We start from the raw sequence: 19840 nt of genomic DNA, 5'->3' as shown, positions 1-19840 counted from the left end.
CTTTTTTTTCAATTATCTCTGCTACCTTCAAAAAATCTAATTAACTTCTATTTTGGACTTTTGTACTGTTTTCTTATTCGTTAATCGATGCTCATTTTTTTGATCTTTATGTAATACTTATTATCTTAACAGTTTACATGAAAATATAATCATCTAAAATCATAACAAAGCTGGAAAGCCCGTTATTTCAATAAACACCTGAATAAAAAGGGGGTCAATTATGTTTAAAAATATAACAGTAGGAAAAAAAATTACAGCTGAATTTGGCCTTATCTTTTTTCTGCTTTTGATTGTAGGTTTTGAAGGCTATTGGGGGCTTAAGAACTCTTCAGACGGCTTTATGGGATATAGGGAGATGGCAAGACATACCAATCTTGCCGGACGCCTGCAGACAAATATGCTGATATCCCGTATGAATGTTAAAAATTATTTGACTTCAGGCAGCGATGAAGCACTTAAGGCATTTAATGAACGTTGGGAAAAATTGATAGGATTCCAGGCCGAGGTTCAAAAGGAAATTCAGGATCCCAAACGAGCCGCGTTGATTAATGAGATTGAAAGCGTTCTGGTTGACTATCGTAAAGGATTTGATCAAGTTATTAAATATAAAGAACAACGCAATCAACTGGTCAATGATGTTTTGAATGTAAAAGGGCCTTTGATGGAAAAATCTTTGACAAAAATCATGATCTCAGCCAGGGATGATGGTCATATAATTGCAGCTTTCTATGCAGGCATGACCATGAAAAGTCTGCTGTTGGCAAGGCTTTACATGGCAAAATTTTTGGACACTAATGATCATGGTTCTGTCGACAGGGTCCATAAAAAATTTCAGGATATGGATAAAAACATAAAGGTTCTGGATAATGAAATTGATGATCCCAAGCGAAGGGAGCTTTTGTCAGCTGTCAAAGAAATGAAAGGAATATATTTGACAGCATTCGACTCACTGGTCGATACGATTTTCAAAAGAAACGATATCATAGACAATACACTTGACCGAATTGGCCCAGAGGTTTCAAGTAATGCTGAAGAAGTAAAACTTGATATTAAAAAGACTCAGGACATATTAGGCTTTCAACTCATCAAATCAAATTCCAGATCCATAAAGGTGATCAGCATTGTAGCAGGTGCTGCGCTGCTTATTGGCTGCTTATTGGCTTTTTTCATAACACGTTCAGTGACGAAACCATTGAAATTTATAGTTGACGGACTTAATGAGGCAACACACCAGGTGGCATCTGCTGCAGGCCAGGTAGCTTCTTCCAGCCAATTCCTTGCTGAAGGCTCATCTCAACAAGCTACATCCATTGAAGAAACATCACCATTCATGGAAGAGATGGCCTCTATGACAACTAAAAATGCTAAAAATGCTGGTAAGGCAGATAATTTGATGCAAGATGCAAATCAGGTCGTGAAAACCGCCAATAAATCCATGGGAGAGCTTATTGTTTCAATGGATGAAATTTCTAAAGCCAGTGAGGAAACATCTAAAATTATAAAAAGAATTGATGAGATAGCATTTCAGACCAATCTTCTTGCATTGAATGCTGCTGTTGAAGCAGCACGTGCTGGAGAAGCTGGTGCTGGATTTGCTGTTGTAGCCGATGAAGTCAGGAAGCTTGCCATGAGAGCTGCAGACGCTGCAAAAGATACAGCTGAACTGATTGAAAGTACTGTGAAAAAAATTAATGATGGAACAGAAATCGTCTCAGCTACTCACGATGCATTTTTTAAAGTATCTGAAAGCAGTGACAAGGTCGGTGTCATGGTTTCTGAAATTTCAGAAGCTTCTAAAGAACAATCCAGTGGTATTGATCAGGTTAACACAGTTATTATTGAAATGGATAAAGTGGTGCAGCAGAATGCAGCTAATGCAGAAGAGTCAGCCTCTGCCTCAGAGGAAATGAATGCCCAGGCCGAGCAGCTCAAGGTTTATGTTGATGAACTGACCTCAATGGTGAATGGCAAAAATGACCAGCATAATAAATACCCAATAAAATTATCTATAAGTGGAGGAACTGCTGGGGGAGCATGGTCAGCTGTAACAGAAGATATTGCGGAAGTTGTAAGAAAAAAATTGCCGGCGGGCTCTACAGTTTCTACAATTACTGGTACTGATGCAACAAATCCCTTACGAATAAATAAGGGAATTTCTGATTTTGCCATCGGAGTAGCATCCACTGTCCTGAGTGCTTCTAAAGGTGAAAAGCCTTTTAAAGAAACATGCCCCAACATTAGAGCAATCACCAGCCTCTTCGATGAGCCCTTTCAATTTGTTATTCTTAAAAAAACAGGGATAACAAGCTTTGAAGATATCAAGGTAAAACATTTTCCTCTTAAACATTCTCCAAATAAAAATGGGTCGTTTATGGAAATTTTATGCGAGGCTATGTTCAAACTTTACGGTTATGATTATCAAGAAATCAGGAAGTGGAAAGGCAATATTTATTATAACAGCTACAGTCAATCAATAAATTTGTTAAGAGGAGGCACACTATACTCTTTAAGTGGTTGCAGTCCTGTTCCTACCACAAAATTTATGGAACTATCTAGTACTCATGACATAACCATACTTCCTCTGAGTGACGCGATAATTAATTCATTAAACAACAAATATCACACTACAAAAACAATTATTCCATCGAGTGCCTATAAATTTCTTGATACGGATATAAAGACGGTTGCTTCAAGAAATATTTTCATGTGCAGAGCCGATCTCGATGAATCAGTTGTCTACAATATTGTTAAGGCGATCCATGAAAATATTAATTATTTAAAAACTGTTCATGTCGCAATGAAGGATTTAAATCCGAAATTTATGTCAGATACAGGAGGCGTTCAACTACACCCTGGTGCAAAAAAATATTACAGGAAAATAGGAGCGATGGATTAATGCCGTCCAATGAGAGGGTTGTCAAATTTGGTTTTATTGCAGTTTTAAAATTTTATCATCACAGTTGAAAGGAGGTATTTTTATGGAAACCGTTCAGGAATTTGTCGTTCTGGTCGATGAACAGGACCGGCAGATCGGCATCCAGGCCAAACAGGATGTCCATTCCCACAACACCCCCCTGCACAGGGCATTTTCACTGTTTTTGTTCAATCCGGAGAATCGCCTTCTTTTACAACAGCGGGCCCGCATTAAAAAAACCTGGCCTCTGGTGTGGTCCAACTCCTGCTGCGGACATCCCGAACCTGGAGAGTCTTATGAGCATGCAGTAATCAGAAGGGCACGTTTTGAACTTGGGATAAATGTGCAAAAACTGCACAAAATCAGCGACTACCGATATTGTTTTTCAAAAAACGGCATTGTTGAAAATGAAATCTGCCCCATTTTCAGCGGATATTATGACGGCGACGTTCAGCCTAACCAGGAGGAAGTGGAATCCGTAAAATGGATCGACTGGGAAGCATGGGTTGATGAAACAAGGCGCTTTCCCCACCGGTATTCTCCCTGGTGTATTGAAGAAACCGGCATCATGGCTTCAATGGATTCTTTTTGGTCGTTGGGTAAAATTAAACAAATAGGGGAAAATCCCCATAGAAGTCGGCAATGTCAACGAATGTTGGGTGCATTTTACTTTCTTTAGCAGAGCTGCGACGGGACATTTCCAAATTCAGCCACCAATTTATCTGCCAACCTTCCCTGTCACAATAATTCAGGATTTCAAAATTTTGATTTCAGTAGTCTTGTTCGTCTGTAGAAACCCGAACATAGGTGATATGTTTTGCATTTTTTGAGTATATTCCCAGTAAAATTGTAACAAAATAGAGGGCTCATAAATGGCAACACATCTCAAAATTCTATCTCAATACGACATCAAGTCTTTCGAGTTACCACCGGAATTTAACGGAGATGAAAGAAAACGATTTTTTTATTTACCAAAGCCGAGGAGCAGACGATTGTGTTTGATGAAAAGGGCAAAATCAGAATATCCCTTTATAAGGTTTTGCTATTCAAAACAATGGCCTCCGCTATCAAATCAGGTGCTCTAAATTTGCACCATTCCTATAAATATAGGTCATTTTATAGTGGACCCCGAAAACTGGACAATGTGTTAAGATAAAATATAACAGTCCAGAAAGGGGATATTTTGAAACGAAAAAACTACAGTAAAGAATTAAAAAGCAAGGTCGCATTGGCAGCCATAAAAGGAAATCAAACTGTCAATGAGATAGCCTCTGAGTTCGGCATTCATGCTAGTCTTGTAAATCGGTGGAAAAAGGAAGCCATAGAAGCCCTGCCATTGGTTTTTGGCAATAGCAAGGCAAAACAAACCAAAGAAGCCGAAATTGAGCGAGACCGTCTTTATCAAAAGGTTGGTAAACTCCAGGTTGAACTGGATTGGTTAAAAAAAAACACCGGACACCTTTAATGAGTATTGAAGAAAAAAAACAGCGAATTCAATCCAAGCACTCTAAAATCAGTATTCAAAGGCAATGTGAGTTGATAGGACTGCCTCGTTCCAGCTATTACCGTGAAAGCCGGGGGGAACAGGAAACGCCTGAAAATCTTGAGCTAATGAAACTCATTGACATTGAATATACTGATCATCCGTTCTATGGTACCCGCCAAATGCGCAATATTATGAGACGCAAAGGATATAAGATTAACCGAAAACGGGTTCAGCGATTGATGCGGAAAATGGGAATTCAATCCATTGCACCGAAGCCGAATACCAGTAAGGCTCATCCCCAAAATAAAGTGTATCCATATCTTTTGAGAACTTTTGATGTAACCAGATCAAATCAGGTGTGGTCTACGGATATAACCTATATCCCACTTTCTGGTGGTTTCGTTTATTTGACGGCGGTCATGGACTGGCATAGTCGTTATGTCCTCTCTTGGGAACTTTCTATAACCATGGACAAGGAATTTTGTATATCCTCTCTGGAAAGGGCACTGCGATGTCATGGAACCCCCTATATATTCAACACGGATCAAGGATCTCAATACACAAGTCACGAGTTTACAAAAGTATTGAAAGATAAGGACATTAAAATCAGTATGGATGGGAAAGGCCGGTGTATGGACAATATTTTCATAGAACGGCTATGGCGCAGCGTGAAATATGAAGAAATTTATGTAAACGAATTTCAATCCGTTGAGCAGCTGCGCAAGTCCTTGAAAAAATATTTCAATTTTTACAACCATGAACGACCTCACCAGAGTTTTAACGGGCAAACGCCAGCCGAAATATATTATGGTAAAAATCAGTTGAGGTTGGTGGGATGATGAAAACGATGTACCGAAAAACCCGCTCCAGCGGAAACCAACCCCTTCCGACGGGCAGATTTTGGGGTGCCCATTCTCAGGGCCTGGTTTCCACTTCCGCTAGTCGCCGAAGCAAATCTGAACGCCGAACCGTGACACAGAATTACGAACATTTTCAAAATGGAAAATGACGCTTAAATTGAATGAAAAACTGTCTTGACATTGGGGTCCACTATATTTGATGATTATTTGATTCCGCAGAGTGTCTGGAAAGTAAGAAAAAAAGAGCTGCTTCAGCGAGCAGGACTTGAGGGCTTTGAAAGTTTCCAGGAACTGGAACCTGAATTGAAAAAAGCGCTTAAAGCCCAGTACCGGACAACCAATAAAAACATCGATTCCGGAAAAAACCCATACGCAAAAGTTGACGACAAGGGAAAGCTGAAGGTTTCAACACCGAAGGTGGAAAAAGATGTGTCATATACGGTAACCGATCTGTTTCCCAAAAACCGGTTTATTTCCCTTTTTGAAGTACTGACGACGGTCAACCGGCTCTCGAACTTTTCGGACTGTTTCGAGCACTGGCAAATCAAGCATAACCGGGAAAAGCCCGAAGAAAAGACCTTCTTTGCAGGCGTTATGGGTTACGGCTGTAATCTCGGTATCCGCAAAATTGCCAGAATTTCCCGCAACATCAATCAGAACGAACTCGAGAATACCGTGAACTGGTATTTCACCAACGAAAATCTGATTCAGGCAAACGATCGAATACTGAAACTAAGTGAGAGACTTCAACTCCTGAGCCTTTTTAAAAAAGAAAGTGCCAAAACCGGGTCAACCCCTTTTTTCTGGAGATTTTTAGCTCGTAATGGTTATTGCCTTAATATACTTGACTTGCCTTCAATTTTTTAAATGATTCAAATATTTCCATTGGTGTCCTGTGTTTTAATGATCCATCCCCAATCCACCACCAAAAAAATAAAAAACCCCGTTGCGCTTGATGGATCAAGCAGATAGTGTATTTGTGCGACCAAAAAACTATCATCAACGGGGTGAAACAAACTATGACACAAGGCGTGCTACCATTCAAGTATGAAGAAGAAAAATCTCAAACCGGCATTACAGCTTTGGCAAGCTTGCCGGTCTATCTTGACCTGGCCAAGGTAATCGGATTATCCAAGTCCATTCAAAAGCATTTAAAGATAAGAGAGAATTCCCAGGGCTGGACCGATCCCCAAATGGTTTTGTCGCTGGTGCTACTCAATCTTGCCGGCGGTGATTGCGTTGAAGATTTAAAAATACTGGAGGCGGATGAGGGCTTTTGCGAAATACTGCGTAAATCTGAAATGCAAGGTCTAAAACGTAAAGTACGCAGAGCCCTGGAACGGAGGTGGCGCAAAGAGAAAAAACGTTCTGTTCCATCACCATCTGCGGCTTTCAGATATCTATCCGAATTCCATGACACTGAACAGGAAAAAACCCGTGACCAGACAAAGATAAAGGCATTCATTCCCAGACCCAATGATCATTTAAAGGGTCTGGTACAAATAAACAAAGATATGTGTGCCGGCCTTAACACGGTGAATCCGAAAAAAACGGCCACATTGGATATGGATGCCACCCTGATTGAATCCAGCAAACAGAATGCCCGTTATTGCTATAAAGGATTCAAATCCTATCAGCCGTTGAATACCTGGTGGTATGAGCAGGGTGTCATCCTGCATACAGAATTTCGTGACGGTAATGTTCCCGCCGGCTTTGAGCAATTAAGGGTTTTCAAAAAATCCTTGGACTGCCTTCCGGAAAATGTGGAAAAAATAAAACTTAGATCAGATACGGCAGGATACCAGCACGACCTTTTAAAATACTGTGAGACAGGCGAAAGTGAGCGTTTCGGCAGAATTGAATTTGCAATAGGGTGCGACGTAACCCGATCATTCAAAATTGCTGTGGCTCAAGTCCCTGATTCTGAGTGGCAACCAATTTATAAAGATAAGAATGGCAAACGGATGAAGACCGGCAGTGAGTGGGCGGAAGTTTGTTTTGTTCCCAATGAGCTGTGCCACAGTAAAAATGCACCTGAATACAGGTATCTTGCCAAACGGCAACTTCTTGAGGAACAATCGCCTTTACCCGGCATGGAAGATCCAAAGCTTCCCCTTCCTTTTCCCACCATGCAAATGGTGGAAAAAAGATATAAGGTCTTTGGCGTTGTGACCAATATAGGCTATGAGGAAATGAACGGAGAAGACCTGATTCATTGGCTTCATGAACGATGCGGCAAAAGTGAAGAGGTTCATGCGGTGATGAAAGACGACTTGGCCGGAGGAAAACTGCCGTCTGCAGATTTTGGAGAGAATGCAGCGTGGTGGTGGATCATGATATTGGCCCTGAATCTAAATGTGATGATGAAAAAATTAGCATTGGATCCGTCCATGGAAGCTACACGGATGAAACGGATCCGGTTCTCGATCATAAATATCCCGGGCAGGATAATCAAACGTTCCCGCAATCTGTTTTTGCGTTTATCCAAAGGCCACCCATCATATGTGGTTCTAGTCGAGGCACGCAAACGGATTGCAATGCTCAACGGTGTTTGGGAGCCTTCAGGATAAAATTTATGGTAGAGATACCCCTTAAAATTGGTTTCTTCCGGCTACCCATGGGATAGGTGCGCCTAAAAAAGGCCCGAGCCAGGGGCATACAAGGGCCTGAATCCAAAAACGGATGAGCCCCACCGAAATCAGCTCCCGCCAAGAAAAAAATCTTCCCGAATTTCCTTTGGACGGGTATTTACAAAATCAGGCGGTGGATTTGGGAAAACGGTATCAGTTGACTAAAGCAGCTTGGTTGTAATAATAATTACTATTTTGCGGTAAGAATCTTATGTCGTGGTAAGGGCCATAACCTCATGGGATAATTTTTTTCTGATAAAAGGAGAGTATACAAAAAGCTGTTTGACAAGTTGGAAAGATTAATAAGGATAATGAAAATTACGATGGGGTGAATTAAATGGCTGCATTATCCAGCAATATCTCAATAATTGTGTTGAGATTAATTATTTTTCACCAAATCAGCCAGGAGGAATTTACAAAATGCTTAACTTACATCAACTAAGATGCTTTTATGAAGTTGCTAAAAATCTTAATTTTTCTCGTGCAGCAGATAATTTGTTTATAAGCCAGCCAGCTGTTTCAGCGCAAATAAAACTTTTTGAGGAATCTTTTAATCTAAAGGTTTTCAGCAGAGTCAAAGGAGAGATCCACCTTACTGAAGAGGGAGAAAAAATATTCACATATGCTTCAAGAATATTTGAACTGGAGCGACAATTAGAAAATAAAATTAACGGGATCCATAAATTTAAGAAGATTTCCCTTCGCATAGGCACTACAAAAACATATGCACGATTTCTGATGCCCATTATATTAAAACCATTTTTAGACGCCTTTCCTGAAGTAACAATAGATTTAGATGAAGGAAGTTCATTAAATATAAGCAACAGCTTGATAAATTTTAGAAATTCACTGACCATTATAAGCAAAGTTGAGGAAAATTCCGATCTGATCTTCAGACCACTTATGTTTGAAAAGGTTGTTTTAATAGCATCTCCTACCCATCCTTTATCCAAAAAAACAGGAATTCTTTTAAAAGAAATTGAAAATTGGCCAATCATAATGAAAGAATCCGGTTCGGGTACATATAAAATTGTAATGAAGAGTATTTCCAAAAATGGTTTAAACTTAAATATCTTTGCTAAAACAAGTAACATGGACTTTATAAAGGAACATGTAAAAAATGGACAAATAATCTCATTTGTTGTAAAAGCCTCAGTTAAAAAGGAAATTGACGAGGGTTCATTAATAGTTATTCCCATTAAAAATCACAAATTTTTGTTAGATATTTATATCGTTTACCTGCGAAATTACGAACTTCCACAGGCTTCAAAAATATTTTTAGAGCACATTGATGAATACATTCAGCCATGGCTTGAGGACAATAGTATAGTGGACCCCAATGTCAAGACAGTTTTTCATTCAATTTAAGCGTCATTTTCCATTTTTGGGAGTGTTCATAATTCTGTGTCATGGCTCAGCTCTCCGATTTGCTTCGGTGACTAGCGGAAGTGGAAGCCAGGCCCTGAGAATGGGCACCCCAAAATCTGCCCGTCGGAGTGTGACCGGCATGGTCATAAACTTGTTGGTGAAAGTCCAGCTACAGCCCTGAAAGGAGGGAATGTATAGACAACGGCAAGGGTGCCCGAAGAAACTTTCCGGATCTGCCCGAAGAGGGAACAACCGGTGATGGAAAGCCAATGAGGGATCTGAAGGAAGCCTGCGTCAAATTTGTCACCCAAACTTGGTGTGAACCTCCGGTAGGCCAGGCGGAATGGGCGAGATACCTCCGATTATCGAAGCCCGAAATCCTTTCCGTAATTCCGCAGGGTATGAGAGGTGGGTGGGCAATGAAAGTGTATGACCTTACCCGGTGAAGAGCCGTCTGTACCGAGCCGCTGTAACTACGACAGCCAAGCCCTAAGCGGAACAGAAATGTAGCCGTTATGGACAGAGGGTTTTCAGATGAAGCCATAGTAGGCGTAAAACCGGTAGCCGATGAAGATGCGGTGACGTATCAGAGGGTAAAACTGCTGGAAAGTGACAGAAATGTTGGAGCCGAAGGGCGGAACATGGAACTGGTATAAGGAATCTCAGAATAGCGGTTGAAGGAGTTCAGCCATAGGAGTTTCCTTTGAAGGGGAGACGTATATATCCTGTGATAACAAAGGAAACGCGGAACGATGACAAAGCAACCCACAATGAAAAGCAAAATGAGACAACTTAGCCTGTTCGCCGATGAAAGAAGTCTCTTCGAGAAATTGTGTGATCAGGGAGACCTGTTGACCGGTTTCGAGGCAGTGAAAAGGAACGGCGGGGCACCAGGTGTTGATGGTGTAACCGTTGCAGAATTTGAAAGCCGAATAGATGAAGAGCTGACCCAGCTGAGTAAGGACCTTAAAAGCTGGTGTTATAAACCAAGCCCGGTGAAACGGGTGGAAATACCAAAACCAGGTAATACCGGTGTTCGCTTGCTGGGGATTCCCTGTATTCGGGACAGGGTTGTGCATGCCACGATGAAGCACCTTCTGGAACCGATAATTGATCCCACATTTTCTGATAACAGCTATGGTTTTCGTCCCGGCTACAGTCCGCAAAAGGCGGTTGAAGCGGCACAAAAGATAGTTAAAAGTGGAAAAGAATATGTGGTGGATATTGACCTGTCTAAATTTTTTGATCGAGTTAATCATGACCGACTCATTTGTCTGCTTTCGGGCCACGTGTCAGATAAGCGCATTCTGCGCATAATCGGCATCATCTTGAGAAGCGGTGTGATGATAAATGGAACCACCAGAAAGTGGGATATAGGTTATATTCGTAGACCACACCTGATTTGATCTGGTTACATCAAAATTTCTCAAAAGATATGGATACACTTTATTTTGGGGATGAGCCTTACTGGTATTCGGCTTCGGTGCAATGGATTGAATTCCCATTTTCCGCATCAATCGCTGAACCCGTTTTCGGTTAATCTTATATCCTTTGCGTCTCAGAACATTGCGCATTTGGCGGGTACCATAGAACGGATGTTCAGTATATTCAATGTCAATGAGTTTCATTAGCTCAATATTTTCAGGCGTTTCCTGTTCCCCCAGGCTTTCACGGTAATAACTGGAACGAGGCAGTCCTATCACAACTCACATTGCCTTTGAATACTGATTTTAGAGTGCTTGGGTTGAATTCGCTGTTTTTTCTCTTCAATACTCATTAAAGGTGTCCGGTGTTTTTTTTTAACCAATCCAGTTCAACCTGGAGTTTACCAACCTTTTGATAAAGACGGTCTCGCTCAATTTCGGCTTCTTTGGTTTGTTTTGCCTTGCTATTGCCAAAAACCAATGGCAGGGCTTCTATGGCTTCCTTTTTCCACCGATTTACAAGACTGGCATGAATGCCGAACTCAGAGGCTATCTCATTGACAGTTTGATTTCCTTTTATGGCTGCCAATGCGACCTTGCTTTTTAATTCTTTACTATAGTTTTTCCGTTTCAAAATATCCCCTTTCTGGACTGTTATATTTTATCTTAACACATTGTCCAGTTTTCGGGGTCCATATATGGATTCCAGGGTCTTATTCAATGAGCAGTTCAATCAGAGAGTGAAGCAAGGCTTTGCCGCGCTTCCTGGCATTATGAATAAATTCAAAAAAACCAAGATAATATAAAGGGAGTTTTTCCTGTGAGATACCCCGATGCGGTCGAAGCCAGCTTCGCAAAAGAGACCAGAAGCCTTCCATCGTGTTGACATGGACTTCATGGAATCCATCCCCATCGTCATCCCTTGCATACTCCCCTTTCCCATGGTTCACACTCTCGTGCTCGTATCCCCAATCATTCAGCCGATTATAGATTGCATATTCATCGGTATAAACTAAAGTCCCCGACAATACAGTAGCTTTTATCAGAGGCTCAATGGTTTTCTGACGGACATCGGCAAGCATTTGGATTACCACATCTCTACATCGTTGAATCATCCCGAAAACCGGTGGCTTCTCTTTTTCCTGTGTGCCCCGGCCAGGTGCTCCCTTCAACCTGTTTCTTCGGCCCTTTCTACCTTTCCGGGCTACGGCTTCAGGATTGCCTTTATGTCCTGCCACAATATAGACTTCATCAAACTCAACCTCATCATAGAGGATTATTTTTGGTTTTTTTTGACAACCCCGTCACGAAGCTGGCTGGTCATTTGATGGGCGTCGCTGCGGTTAAGCCCCAATTCTTTTGCAATTTGGTCATTGGACAGGTTCAATCCCATGAAGTAGAGGCACAAAATCCAGACTTTAAGGGGTTGATGATGCCCGGAAAAGATCGTGCCGGTAAGGTCGTCAAAGCGTTTTCCGCATTTTTTACACTCATAGCGCTGCCTGGCAGACTCTTTTTCATCGAAACCTCTTCTGATAACTCGCCGGGATTCACAAAACGGACACGCTCTTCCTTCTGGCCAGCGCAACTCTCTTACAGTGTCATAACATTGTGTGTCATCAATCAAATTCTTTATGTTTACCTGCATTTGGTGGGCTCCTTTCATGGATTGGAAAATGTAAAATCTTCCTTCACCACATCAAGACCCCGGAATCCAACATGAGCCTTTTTTTAAATCAACATAATATACTCAATTCCAATAATAATCTCGTGAGCCACAATTTCTTTGATTAAATCCTGCCTTCCCGGATTATTGTAACGATGAAAAGGTATAGCAGCTTGAAAATTAATCCAAATTTCCCTATCATTTTACTCATTATGTTAAGCACAATCATAATGAGTAATTATACGGTCTCTCATTAATAACAATTGTGGCAATTTACAAAAAACTTTATTATATCATAGATATACAAAAGCTTTTCGGCCGCCTCATTCCTCAAGGATTCAAAATAGTCTGGTGTATTTACCAGACTCTGATGTTTTTCCGCAAGGCTTTTTCAAGACGTTCAACTATGATGAGTGGTGTTACTTCTTTTTGCCGATTTTGGTGTCTTGATACAGCCGGTTACAACGCGTTTCTTCATTTTTTCCGGGCATCTGTATGGTCACTGGCTGGACAGGATTGTAGAAATTTGGACTACATTTGTTCTTTTCCAGAATGAAACTGTGATGCTTTATGGACGCGCAGTTGTATTCCCAAGGATGGGCACCAAATGCTTTGTGTGAGCACTTTACGTCAGCATTTTGAAACATAAAGCAAGCCTTCGTATTTCTGCGGTCATTTCAGGGGTGCCATCGGAATAGGGAAGTACGCAGATCTTTTTTAAAATCTTTAGCGTGCATTTCCGTACGAATCTGGGCAAGTACCCTTTCTTTCATAGTTCCTTTTGCAGATGAGGACATGGTCGTGGAAAACTTTTGAAAAAAATGGTTCCTGGCATCTGCTGTTTTGATATGGAGTCTGGTAATGACCTGTTTCTGTTTTTTCCAGAGGCCTTGGGTCTCCTTAGAAATCGGATTCGTCTCGGAACTATATATTTACATGAAAGAAGCGAACAACACGATCATAAAATTATTTATATCCCTATAAATTTAGATGCTTTGACCTTTATCCACATAAAAGATTATGAATAACATTAATAAAAACCATATATCAGAAAGGATGAGTCATGCTAAAAACAAACAATAATCAAAGTAAAGATCTGCGTGGAGCACTTGAATGGTTGAAATCCGAAGGGCTTTTGTTGGAAACTGATGTAGAAGTGAACCCGGATTTAGAAATTACCGCTCTGGAAAAGCATCTCGACGGAAGTCTGCCAATGCTTTTCAATAATGTTAAGAATTATCCCCATCTTAGAGCGGTTACAAATCTTTTCGGAAATACATCCGTTATGAATAAAATGTTTGGGTGGGAGAACGATACTGAGAGGACAAAAGATATTTCATATGCTCTTACCCATCCATTGCCTCCAATCGAAATCGATCAGGATGAGGCACCGGTACAAGAATTCGTCATAACAGATGATTTGGATGTTAACAAATGGTTGTTAGCGATAAAGCATACCCCTTTGGAAGATGAGTTTACTATTGGCAGCGGACAAAGCGTGGTCGTTGGGAAATATTTTAAGGAAGGATCCCATGTGGGGTATAATCGAATGAGTTTTCGATGGGGAAATGTGGGGACTTTTCAGGCAGCTCCAGGCTCTCATATGTGGCAATTGCAGGTTGAACACTATAATAAACCGGAAGGGATACCTATTACCATGTGCTTTGGAATCCCACCGGCAGCCAATTTAATGGCAGGCTCAGGGTTTGATTATGTCATTCTCCCAAAAGGATGTGACGAATTGGGGATTGCAGGTGCACTTCAAGGAGAACCACTTAGAATCGTCAAATGTCGTACTGTTGATGCCTATGCGCTTGCAGATGCCGAAGTGGTCCTTGAAGGTTATTTAAAACCAAAAGACCGGCGTTGGGAAACAACCGAGGCAGAGAAACAGGGCCTTCAAGGAAAGGCATGGTTTCACCCAGAGTGGGCAGGATACCAAGGGAAGGCTTACAAAACATCAACGTTTCATGTCACGGCAATAACTATGCGAAAACCAGAATCGAAACCAATCATATTCCCCCTTGGTGTTCATACTATGGATGACAGCAATATTGATACGACGGTCAGAGAGGCTGCAATCTATGAACTTTGTGAACGGCTTCAACCTGGTATAGTTCAGGATGTTAGCATACCTTATTGTTTTACCGACTGGGGAGGATGCGTCATTCAAGTTAAGAAACGAAGTATTATAGAAGAAGGCTGGCAGAGAAATTTTCTTACTGCCATTATGAGTTGCAATCAAGGAATGCGAATAGCCATTGCCATTGATACGGACGTGGATATTAATAGCATGGAGGATATTATGTGGGCAGTCACAACTAGAGTAAATCCGAAGACTGATATTATTAGTCCTGTACCCGGTGGTATTGGCCAAACCTTTATGCCTGCTGAACGAATGACTGCCGGGGAAAAAGACTGGACAGCATCCAACACTCGTTTTGAGGGTGGAATGGCTATTGATGCGACGATTCCATTCGGATATGAAGAGGATTTCCATCGTCCGACTTATGCAGTAGATAAAGTTTTAATAAAAAATTTCTTTAGTGATGAACAAATCAAAAAAGGTGAATCCTTTATGAGCGGATGGGTAAAAATTCTTTCTAAAACAGGACAATAGGGACAATATCGCTATCCGGTTCAGCAGGAGTCTTTCTGCTGCCGGGTAGCCTTTACCAGCAGATTGTGTATTCTTATGAGTGAGGAGATTCCTAAAAAAATGAAATTAAACGAGCCTGAGCCTAAATATGAAAGCTGGCACAGTATAATTGAAAATAACGCCAAGAATTTAGGTCACAAAATTTTTATCGAAAGTTTAGATCAAAATAAGAAAATAAGCTTTCATAAAATGAATGAATATTGCAACAAAGTAGCCAATTTTTTAAAAAGCCAAAAATTGTTGAAAAGCGATAAAGTCGCGTTGATCGGTAAAAACTCGATAGAAAATATGATTATCTATTTTGGCGTATTAAAATATGGAGCTATCCTCCTTCCCATTTTTTCAGAAGAGAGCCAAGATAATCTCCACCGAATTTTACGCCTCGCACAGATAAAGCTCGTTCTTTACGATAGTGACTTGAATCTTGATAAGAAAAACGGCCCCCCCGTACAATGGATTTCTTTTTCTGAATTTTTCGAAAATGATTCTGCAGAATGCGAGTTTTCTGAGCATTTAAAAGACCAATCCGTTACATTTAACGATCATCTCGGAGATAGAAATGATATTGCTGAGATTGTATACACTTCAGGCACCACAGAACTGCCTAAAGGCATTTTTATTTCTCGGGATGTATTGTTTTACATGGTGGAAGAAATATCGAAAAGAACAGGAATTACTGAAAAAGATTGTGTTTTAGAATACAGGGCATACAATTGGCTTTCTTCACAGCTCCTGACCATTCTTACAAGTATGATGAAGGGCAATTCCCTATTTTTCGGGAAGAAATTCTCACTGAGCAATTTTCCGAATTGGCTGAAAGAAAACAACATCACCGTTTCATCGGGCGTGCCAGCAGTTTTGAGTATGATGGTAAACAAGCCAGTGTCTTTGTGCAAGGAGGATGTGCCTAATTTGCGATTCATCACATCCAGTTCTGCCCCGCTGCCTATGGAAACGCAGCTCAAGTTTGAAGAAATGTACGGGATCCCCATAGTGCAGGGAATGGGCATGAGTGAAGCAGGATGGATGCTTTTTAATCCTCCAGAGAGAAAGAAAAGAGGCTCCGTCGGTTTGCCTCTCAAATACAAAGAAGTCTTCTTTGTAAAGAACAATGGCCTCAGGTGCGAACCAGGTGAAATTGGTGAAATGAGGATAAAAGGAAAGACGATGGGCTTAAGCTATCTTAATGGAGATGGCAGCATTGAAGAATTTTCTAAAGAAGGTTTTGCTACTGGAGATCTTGGTTTCATGGATGAGGAAGGTTATATTTATATCAAGGGACGAAAAAAAGAACTGATTATACGAGGTGGTATAAATATATCTCCTTTGGAAATCACTGCCTGCCTACTGACTCATCCGGAAATAAGTGAAGCAGCAACCATCGGAATCCCGGATAAAATCTATGGTGAAGAGGTTTTTTCCTTTGTGGTTCTCAAAAACGGTTCAAAGGCAGACGAAGCTGATATTATCGCTTACTGTAAAACAACATTACCCGACTTTAAAATTCCGAAAAACATACTATTTATCCCTGAAATTCCAAAAACGCAAAGAGGAAAAATAGCAAAAAAGGATCTTCTGAAATTATTTGAGGAATATATGAATTGAATTGAATTCAATGATATATTTGAAAGTTCTGTAACATAAATTTATTCAATAAAAAGGAGAAAAATATGAAAGTCAATCTTTTGAAACATTTTTTTAAATCATCGAGTTTCCTTTTATTTATGTTTTTCATGACATGTTGTGTTACAATTCAATCTACTTATGTTTTCGCAAATGAAAATCCAATAAAATTATCCATCAGTGGGGGAACTGCTGGAGGAGCATGGTCAGCTGTAACAGAAGGTATTGCGGAAGTTCTAAGAAAAAAATTGCCGGCGGGCTCTACAGTTTCTACAACGACCGGTACGGATGCAACAAATCCCTTACGAATAAATAAAGGGGTTTCTGATTTTGCCATCGGAGTATCATCCACTGTCCTGAGTGCTTCTAAAGGTGAAAAGCCTTTTAAAAAAATATGCCCCAACATTAGAGCAATCACCAGCCTCTTCGATGAGCCCTTTCAATTTGTTATTCTTAAAAAAACAGGGATAACAAGCTTTGAAGATATCAAGGTAAAACATTTTCCTCTTAAACATTCTCCAAATAAAAATGGGTCGTTTATGGAAATTTTATGCGAGGCTATGTTCAAACTTTACGGTTATGATTATCAAGAAATCAGGAAGTGGAAAGGCAATATTTATTATAACAGCTACAGTCAATCAATAAATTTGTTAAGAGGAGGCACACTATACTCTTTAAGTGGTTGCAGTCCTGTTCCTACCACAAAATTTATGGAACTATCTAGTACTCATGACATAACCATACTTCCTCTGAGTGACGAGATAATTAATTCATTAAACAACAAATATCGCACTACAAAAACAATTATTCCATCGAGCGCCTATAAATTTCTTGATACGGATATAAAGACGGTTGCTTCAAGAAATATTTTCATGTGCAGAGCCGATCTCGATGAATCAGTTGTCTACAATATTGTTAAGGCGATCCATGAAAATATTAATTATTTGGAAACTGTTCATATCGCAATGAAGGATTTAAATCCGAAATTTATGTCAGATACAGGAGGCGTTCAACTACACCCTGGTGCAAAAAAATATTACAGGGAAATAGGAGCGATAGATTAATGCCGTCCAATGAGAGGGGTGTCCCCATTTGGTTTAATTTATTTTGTTTTGGTTTATTGGGTAGTGGGCTCACACTATTCCGACATACGACATGTTGTGTTTTTGCTGTCTAAAAACACACAATACCTTGTTGTTTTTGTGCGGTTAAGAATGATATGAGCCCAGTGCCGTTTATTGCAGTTTAATGTTGAGATCTTTAACTGTGATAGACTTAATGAAACGGTGTAAACTTTTTTAAAATCTGGAGATAATCATGAACAATGGAATAAAGAAATTTGCAAATATTATCGCAATATTCACCGCAATATATCACATATATATTGGATTTTTCGGGATAGAAAAGCCTTTGGCTTATTATTCAGTAACAGTTTCTTTATTCCTCTGCCTCACGTTTTTGTATTTTCCATTAAATAGCAAGGAAAAATATATTGGAATCTTCGATATAATTCCATCGGTTCTATCCTTATTGATTGGAGTTTATCTTTGCATTAACTATGATGAAATATCGATTCGTCCTACAATGATAGGAGAAGTTTCAACGATTGAATTTATTCTAGGAATTTTTGCAATTCTACTGGTGCTTGAAGCAACAAGAAGAACCATAGGAATGTCACTCGTATGGATTGCAGTAATTTCTCTTATCTACTGTTATGTAGGGAAATATATCCCGGGCATGTTCGGCCATAGCGGATTCACGATCAAAGATATTGTTGAATCAATGTATCTCACCCTTGATGGAATTTATGGTAAGCCAATAGCCGTAGTGGCAACCCTAGTGATTCAATTTATACTTTTTGGAGCCTTTCTTGAGAGTTCGGGAGCAGCAACTTTTTTCGTAGACATTTCAATGTCTTTAGTTGGACGAATGAAAGGAGCCGCAGGCCATATAGGTACCGTTGCTGCGGCGTTGTTTGGAATGATGATTGGCAGCCCCACAGCAACTACGGTTGCTGTGGGTTCCTTTAGTATTCCCATGATGAAAAAGACAGGTTTCAGTTCAACTTTTTCAGGAGCGATTACTGCCGTTTCCAGTACAGGATCTGCGCTAGTGCCACCTGTTATGGGTACAGCCGTGTTTCTTATGGCAGAAATAACAGGGATTCCATATGCAGATATTTGTGTCGCGGCCATTTTCCCAGCAGTCCTATACTTCTTGTCCTGTACTTTGATGATTTATTTTGAAGCAAGCAAAAAAGGCATTGAAGGGTATAAAAAGGAAAATCTGCCAAGCTTCTTTAAAACGCTTCCTATCAGTACACAATATATAATACCCATTGCTTTGTTGATCATTTTATTAATGCGAGGCTTTCCACCTGCATATGCGGCAATCGTGGCATCTTTTTTTATATATCTGGCAAGTTTCTTACGAAAGAAAACACGAATAACTTTTTCCAAACTTTGTGACACAATGGTCGCAACTTCAAAAACTTCGATTGCTGTTATGACATCTTGTGCATCTGCTGGCATCGTCGTCGGCGCAATAATGTTAACAGGGTTGGGTGGCAAATTTGCCAGTATCGTTATTGCATTATCTCAGCAGAATTTAATATTAGCTCTCATTTTGACAATGACGGCCGCTCTAATTCTTGGTATGGGTATGCCCTTGCCAGTGGTTTATATTCTAGTTGCTGTTTTGTGCGGTCCAGCAATAGTCTCTCTTGGTATTCCTATTATTGCAGCACATCTGTTTCTCGTGTATTTCGCATGCATCTCTGCACTCACACCACCAGTAGCTGTCGCGTCCTATGCAGCATCTGCAATATCAGGAGGCAATCCTCTGAAAACTGGATTTGCGGGATTTAAATATGCTATCGCAGGATTTATCATACCGTATGTAATGGTTTATAATCAGTCCATACTTTTGATAGGGAGTTTTAAAGCCGTATTATTTGCAGTAATTTCTGCTACCATAGGTATTTTTGCGCTTTCTGCAGCAATATCAAAGTGGGTATTTACAAGATTGACGCTCGTAGAGCAGCTATTTCTTTTTTTAACTGGGATTTTGCTTATTTTTCCGGGTTGGTTAACGGATACTATAGGAATTGGCATATTGATTCCGATATTATTTATTAATTATTATAAAAATAAAACAAAATCTATATCCAAACATATTCCTGAAAATGTCTAATGAAAAGGAGATAAAACT

Annotated in this window: 14 protein-coding genes and 3 pseudogenes; 13 read left to right on the top strand and 4 right to left on the bottom strand. The window is 40.2% G+C overall.

Annotation, left to right across the window (positions count from 1 at the left end; all coding sequences use genetic code 11):
* Nucleotides 1-220: 220 nt before the first annotated feature.
* The 9 genes and pseudogenes from TOL2_RS26075 to TOL2_RS14755 form a co-directional block, all read left to right on the top strand.
* Nucleotides 221-643 (top strand): annotated as a pseudogene (locus tag TOL2_RS26075) (CHASE3 domain-containing protein); the annotation flags it as partial.
* Nucleotides 644-1108: 465 nt separating this feature from the next.
* A pseudogene (locus TOL2_RS25800) lies at nt 1109-2896 on the top strand (TAXI family TRAP transporter solute-binding subunit); the annotation flags it as partial.
* 82 nt (nt 2897-2978) lie between these two features.
* Complete coding sequence (idi, locus tag TOL2_RS14785) at nt 2979-3593, top strand: isopentenyl-diphosphate Delta-isomerase (RefSeq protein ID WP_014958149.1); 615 nt, start codon at nt 2979-2981, stop codon at nt 3591-3593.
* Between the two features lie 480 nt (nt 3594-4073).
* A pseudogene (locus TOL2_RS14775) lies at nt 4074-5239 on the top strand (IS3 family transposase).
* Nucleotides 5240-5467: 228 nt separating this feature from the next.
* Entirely contained in the window at nt 5468-6127 is a 660-nt protein-coding gene (locus tag TOL2_RS14770; protein ID WP_232507946.1) for a Tn3 family transposase, read from the top strand.
* Between the two features lie 152 nt (nt 6128-6279).
* A complete protein-coding gene (locus TOL2_RS14765) occupies nt 6280-7830 on the top strand; it encodes an IS1380 family transposase (protein ID WP_041279548.1) in 1551 nt (516 codons plus the stop codon).
* Between the two features lie 480 nt (nt 7831-8310).
* The gene (locus tag TOL2_RS14760) at nt 8311-9258 is read left to right on the top strand and encodes a LysR family transcriptional regulator (protein WP_014958146.1); all 948 of its coding nucleotides are present in this window, start codon (nt 8311-8313) and stop codon (nt 9256-9258) included.
* A gap of 515 nt (nt 9259-9773) precedes the next feature.
* On the top strand, nt 9774-9914 hold the full coding sequence (locus TOL2_RS24955; RefSeq protein WP_158406123.1) for a hypothetical protein: 141 nt from the start codon (nt 9774-9776) through the stop codon (nt 9912-9914).
* Nucleotides 9915-10040: 126 nt separating this feature from the next.
* Entirely contained in the window at nt 10041-10664 is a 624-nt protein-coding gene (locus TOL2_RS14755; protein WP_083863918.1) for a reverse transcriptase domain-containing protein, read from the top strand.
* Here TOL2_RS14755 and TOL2_RS26070 read toward each other — a convergent pair.
* From TOL2_RS26070 to TOL2_RS25285, 4 genes are all read right to left on the bottom strand, one after another.
* Nucleotides 10551-10886 (bottom strand): IS3 family transposase, encoded by a 336-nt coding sequence (locus TOL2_RS26070; protein WP_408605421.1) that lies wholly within the window; start codon nt 10884-10886, stop codon nt 10551-10553. The two genes, TOL2_RS14755 and TOL2_RS26070, sit on opposite strands and share 114 nt — an antisense overlap.
* A gap of 148 nt (nt 10887-11034) precedes the next feature.
* Nucleotides 11035-11316: an IS3 family transposase gene (locus TOL2_RS14750; protein WP_014958143.1), complete on the bottom strand. Its 282-nt coding sequence runs from the start codon at nt 11314-11316 to the stop codon at nt 11035-11037.
* A gap of 79 nt (nt 11317-11395) precedes the next feature.
* The gene (locus TOL2_RS25290; protein WP_014958142.1) at nt 11396-11920 is read right to left on the bottom strand and encodes an IS1595 family transposase; all 525 of its coding nucleotides are present in this window, start codon (nt 11918-11920) and stop codon (nt 11396-11398) included.
* A gap of 38 nt (nt 11921-11958) precedes the next feature.
* A complete protein-coding gene (locus TOL2_RS25285; protein WP_041280036.1) occupies nt 11959-12330 on the bottom strand; it encodes a transposase in 372 nt (123 codons plus the stop codon).
* Between the two features lie 1081 nt (nt 12331-13411).
* On the opposite strand from TOL2_RS25285, the gene TOL2_RS14725 reads away from it, so the two are divergent.
* The 4 genes from TOL2_RS14725 to TOL2_RS14710 all read left to right on the top strand — a co-directional run bounded on the left by TOL2_RS14725 (nt 13412) and on the right by TOL2_RS14710 (nt 19822).
* Nucleotides 13412-14968, top strand: coding sequence for a UbiD family decarboxylase (locus TOL2_RS14725; protein ID WP_014958140.1), 1557 nt, complete (start codon nt 13412-13414; stop codon nt 14966-14968).
* A gap of 75 nt (nt 14969-15043) precedes the next feature.
* Nucleotides 15044-16612 (top strand): class I adenylate-forming enzyme family protein, encoded by a 1569-nt coding sequence (locus TOL2_RS14720; protein ID WP_014958139.1) that lies wholly within the window; start codon nt 15044-15046, stop codon nt 16610-16612.
* Between the two features lie 65 nt (nt 16613-16677).
* Entirely contained in the window at nt 16678-17694 is a 1017-nt protein-coding gene (locus TOL2_RS14715) for a TAXI family TRAP transporter solute-binding subunit (protein WP_014958138.1), read from the top strand.
* Between the two features lie 253 nt (nt 17695-17947).
* Nucleotides 17948-19822 carry a TRAP transporter permease gene (locus TOL2_RS14710; protein WP_014958137.1) on the top strand — a complete coding sequence of 625 codons (1875 nt, stop codon included), beginning with the start codon at nt 17948-17950 and terminating at the stop codon, nt 19820-19822.
* The last annotated feature ends 18 nt before the right edge of the window (nt 19823-19840 follow it).

This window comes from Desulfobacula toluolica Tol2, assembly GCF_000307105.1.
GTDB classification, from domain to species: Bacteria; Desulfobacterota; Desulfobacteria; order Desulfobacterales; family Desulfobacteraceae; genus Desulfobacula; species Desulfobacula toluolica.
Note: the sequence above shows the minus strand (reverse complement) of the source record. Positions and strands in the feature narration are given on the sequence as shown.

Coding starts and splice junctions, on each gene's coding strand:
- idi (WP_014958149.1), top strand. CDS start 2,979: ATGGAAACCGTTCAGGAATTTGTCGTTCTGGTCGATGAACAGGACCGG.
- TOL2_RS14765 (WP_041279548.1), top strand. CDS start 6,280: ATGACACAAGGCGTGCTACCATTCAAGTATGAAGAAGAAAAATCTCAA.
- TOL2_RS14760 (WP_014958146.1), top strand. CDS start 8,311: ATGCTTAACTTACATCAACTAAGATGCTTTTATGAAGTTGCTAAAAAT.
- TOL2_RS24955 (WP_158406123.1), top strand. CDS start 9,774: ATGGACAGAGGGTTTTCAGATGAAGCCATAGTAGGCGTAAAACCGGTA.
- TOL2_RS14755 (WP_083863918.1), top strand. CDS start 10,041: ATGAGACAACTTAGCCTGTTCGCCGATGAAAGAAGTCTCTTCGAGAAA.
- TOL2_RS26070 (WP_408605421.1), bottom strand. CDS start 10,886: ATGAAACTCATTGACATTGAATATACTGAACATCCGTTCTATGGTACC.
- TOL2_RS25285 (WP_041280036.1), bottom strand. CDS start 12,330: ATGCAGGTAAACATAAAGAATTTGATTGATGACACACAATGTTATGAC.
- TOL2_RS14725 (WP_014958140.1), top strand. CDS start 13,412: ATGCTAAAAACAAACAATAATCAAAGTAAAGATCTGCGTGGAGCACTT.
- TOL2_RS14720 (WP_014958139.1), top strand. CDS start 15,044: ATGAGTGAGGAGATTCCTAAAAAAATGAAATTAAACGAGCCTGAGCCT.
- TOL2_RS14715 (WP_014958138.1), top strand. CDS start 16,678: ATGAAAGTCAATCTTTTGAAACATTTTTTTAAATCATCGAGTTTCCTT.
- TOL2_RS14710 (WP_014958137.1), top strand. CDS start 17,948: ATGAACAATGGAATAAAGAAATTTGCAAATATTATCGCAATATTCACC.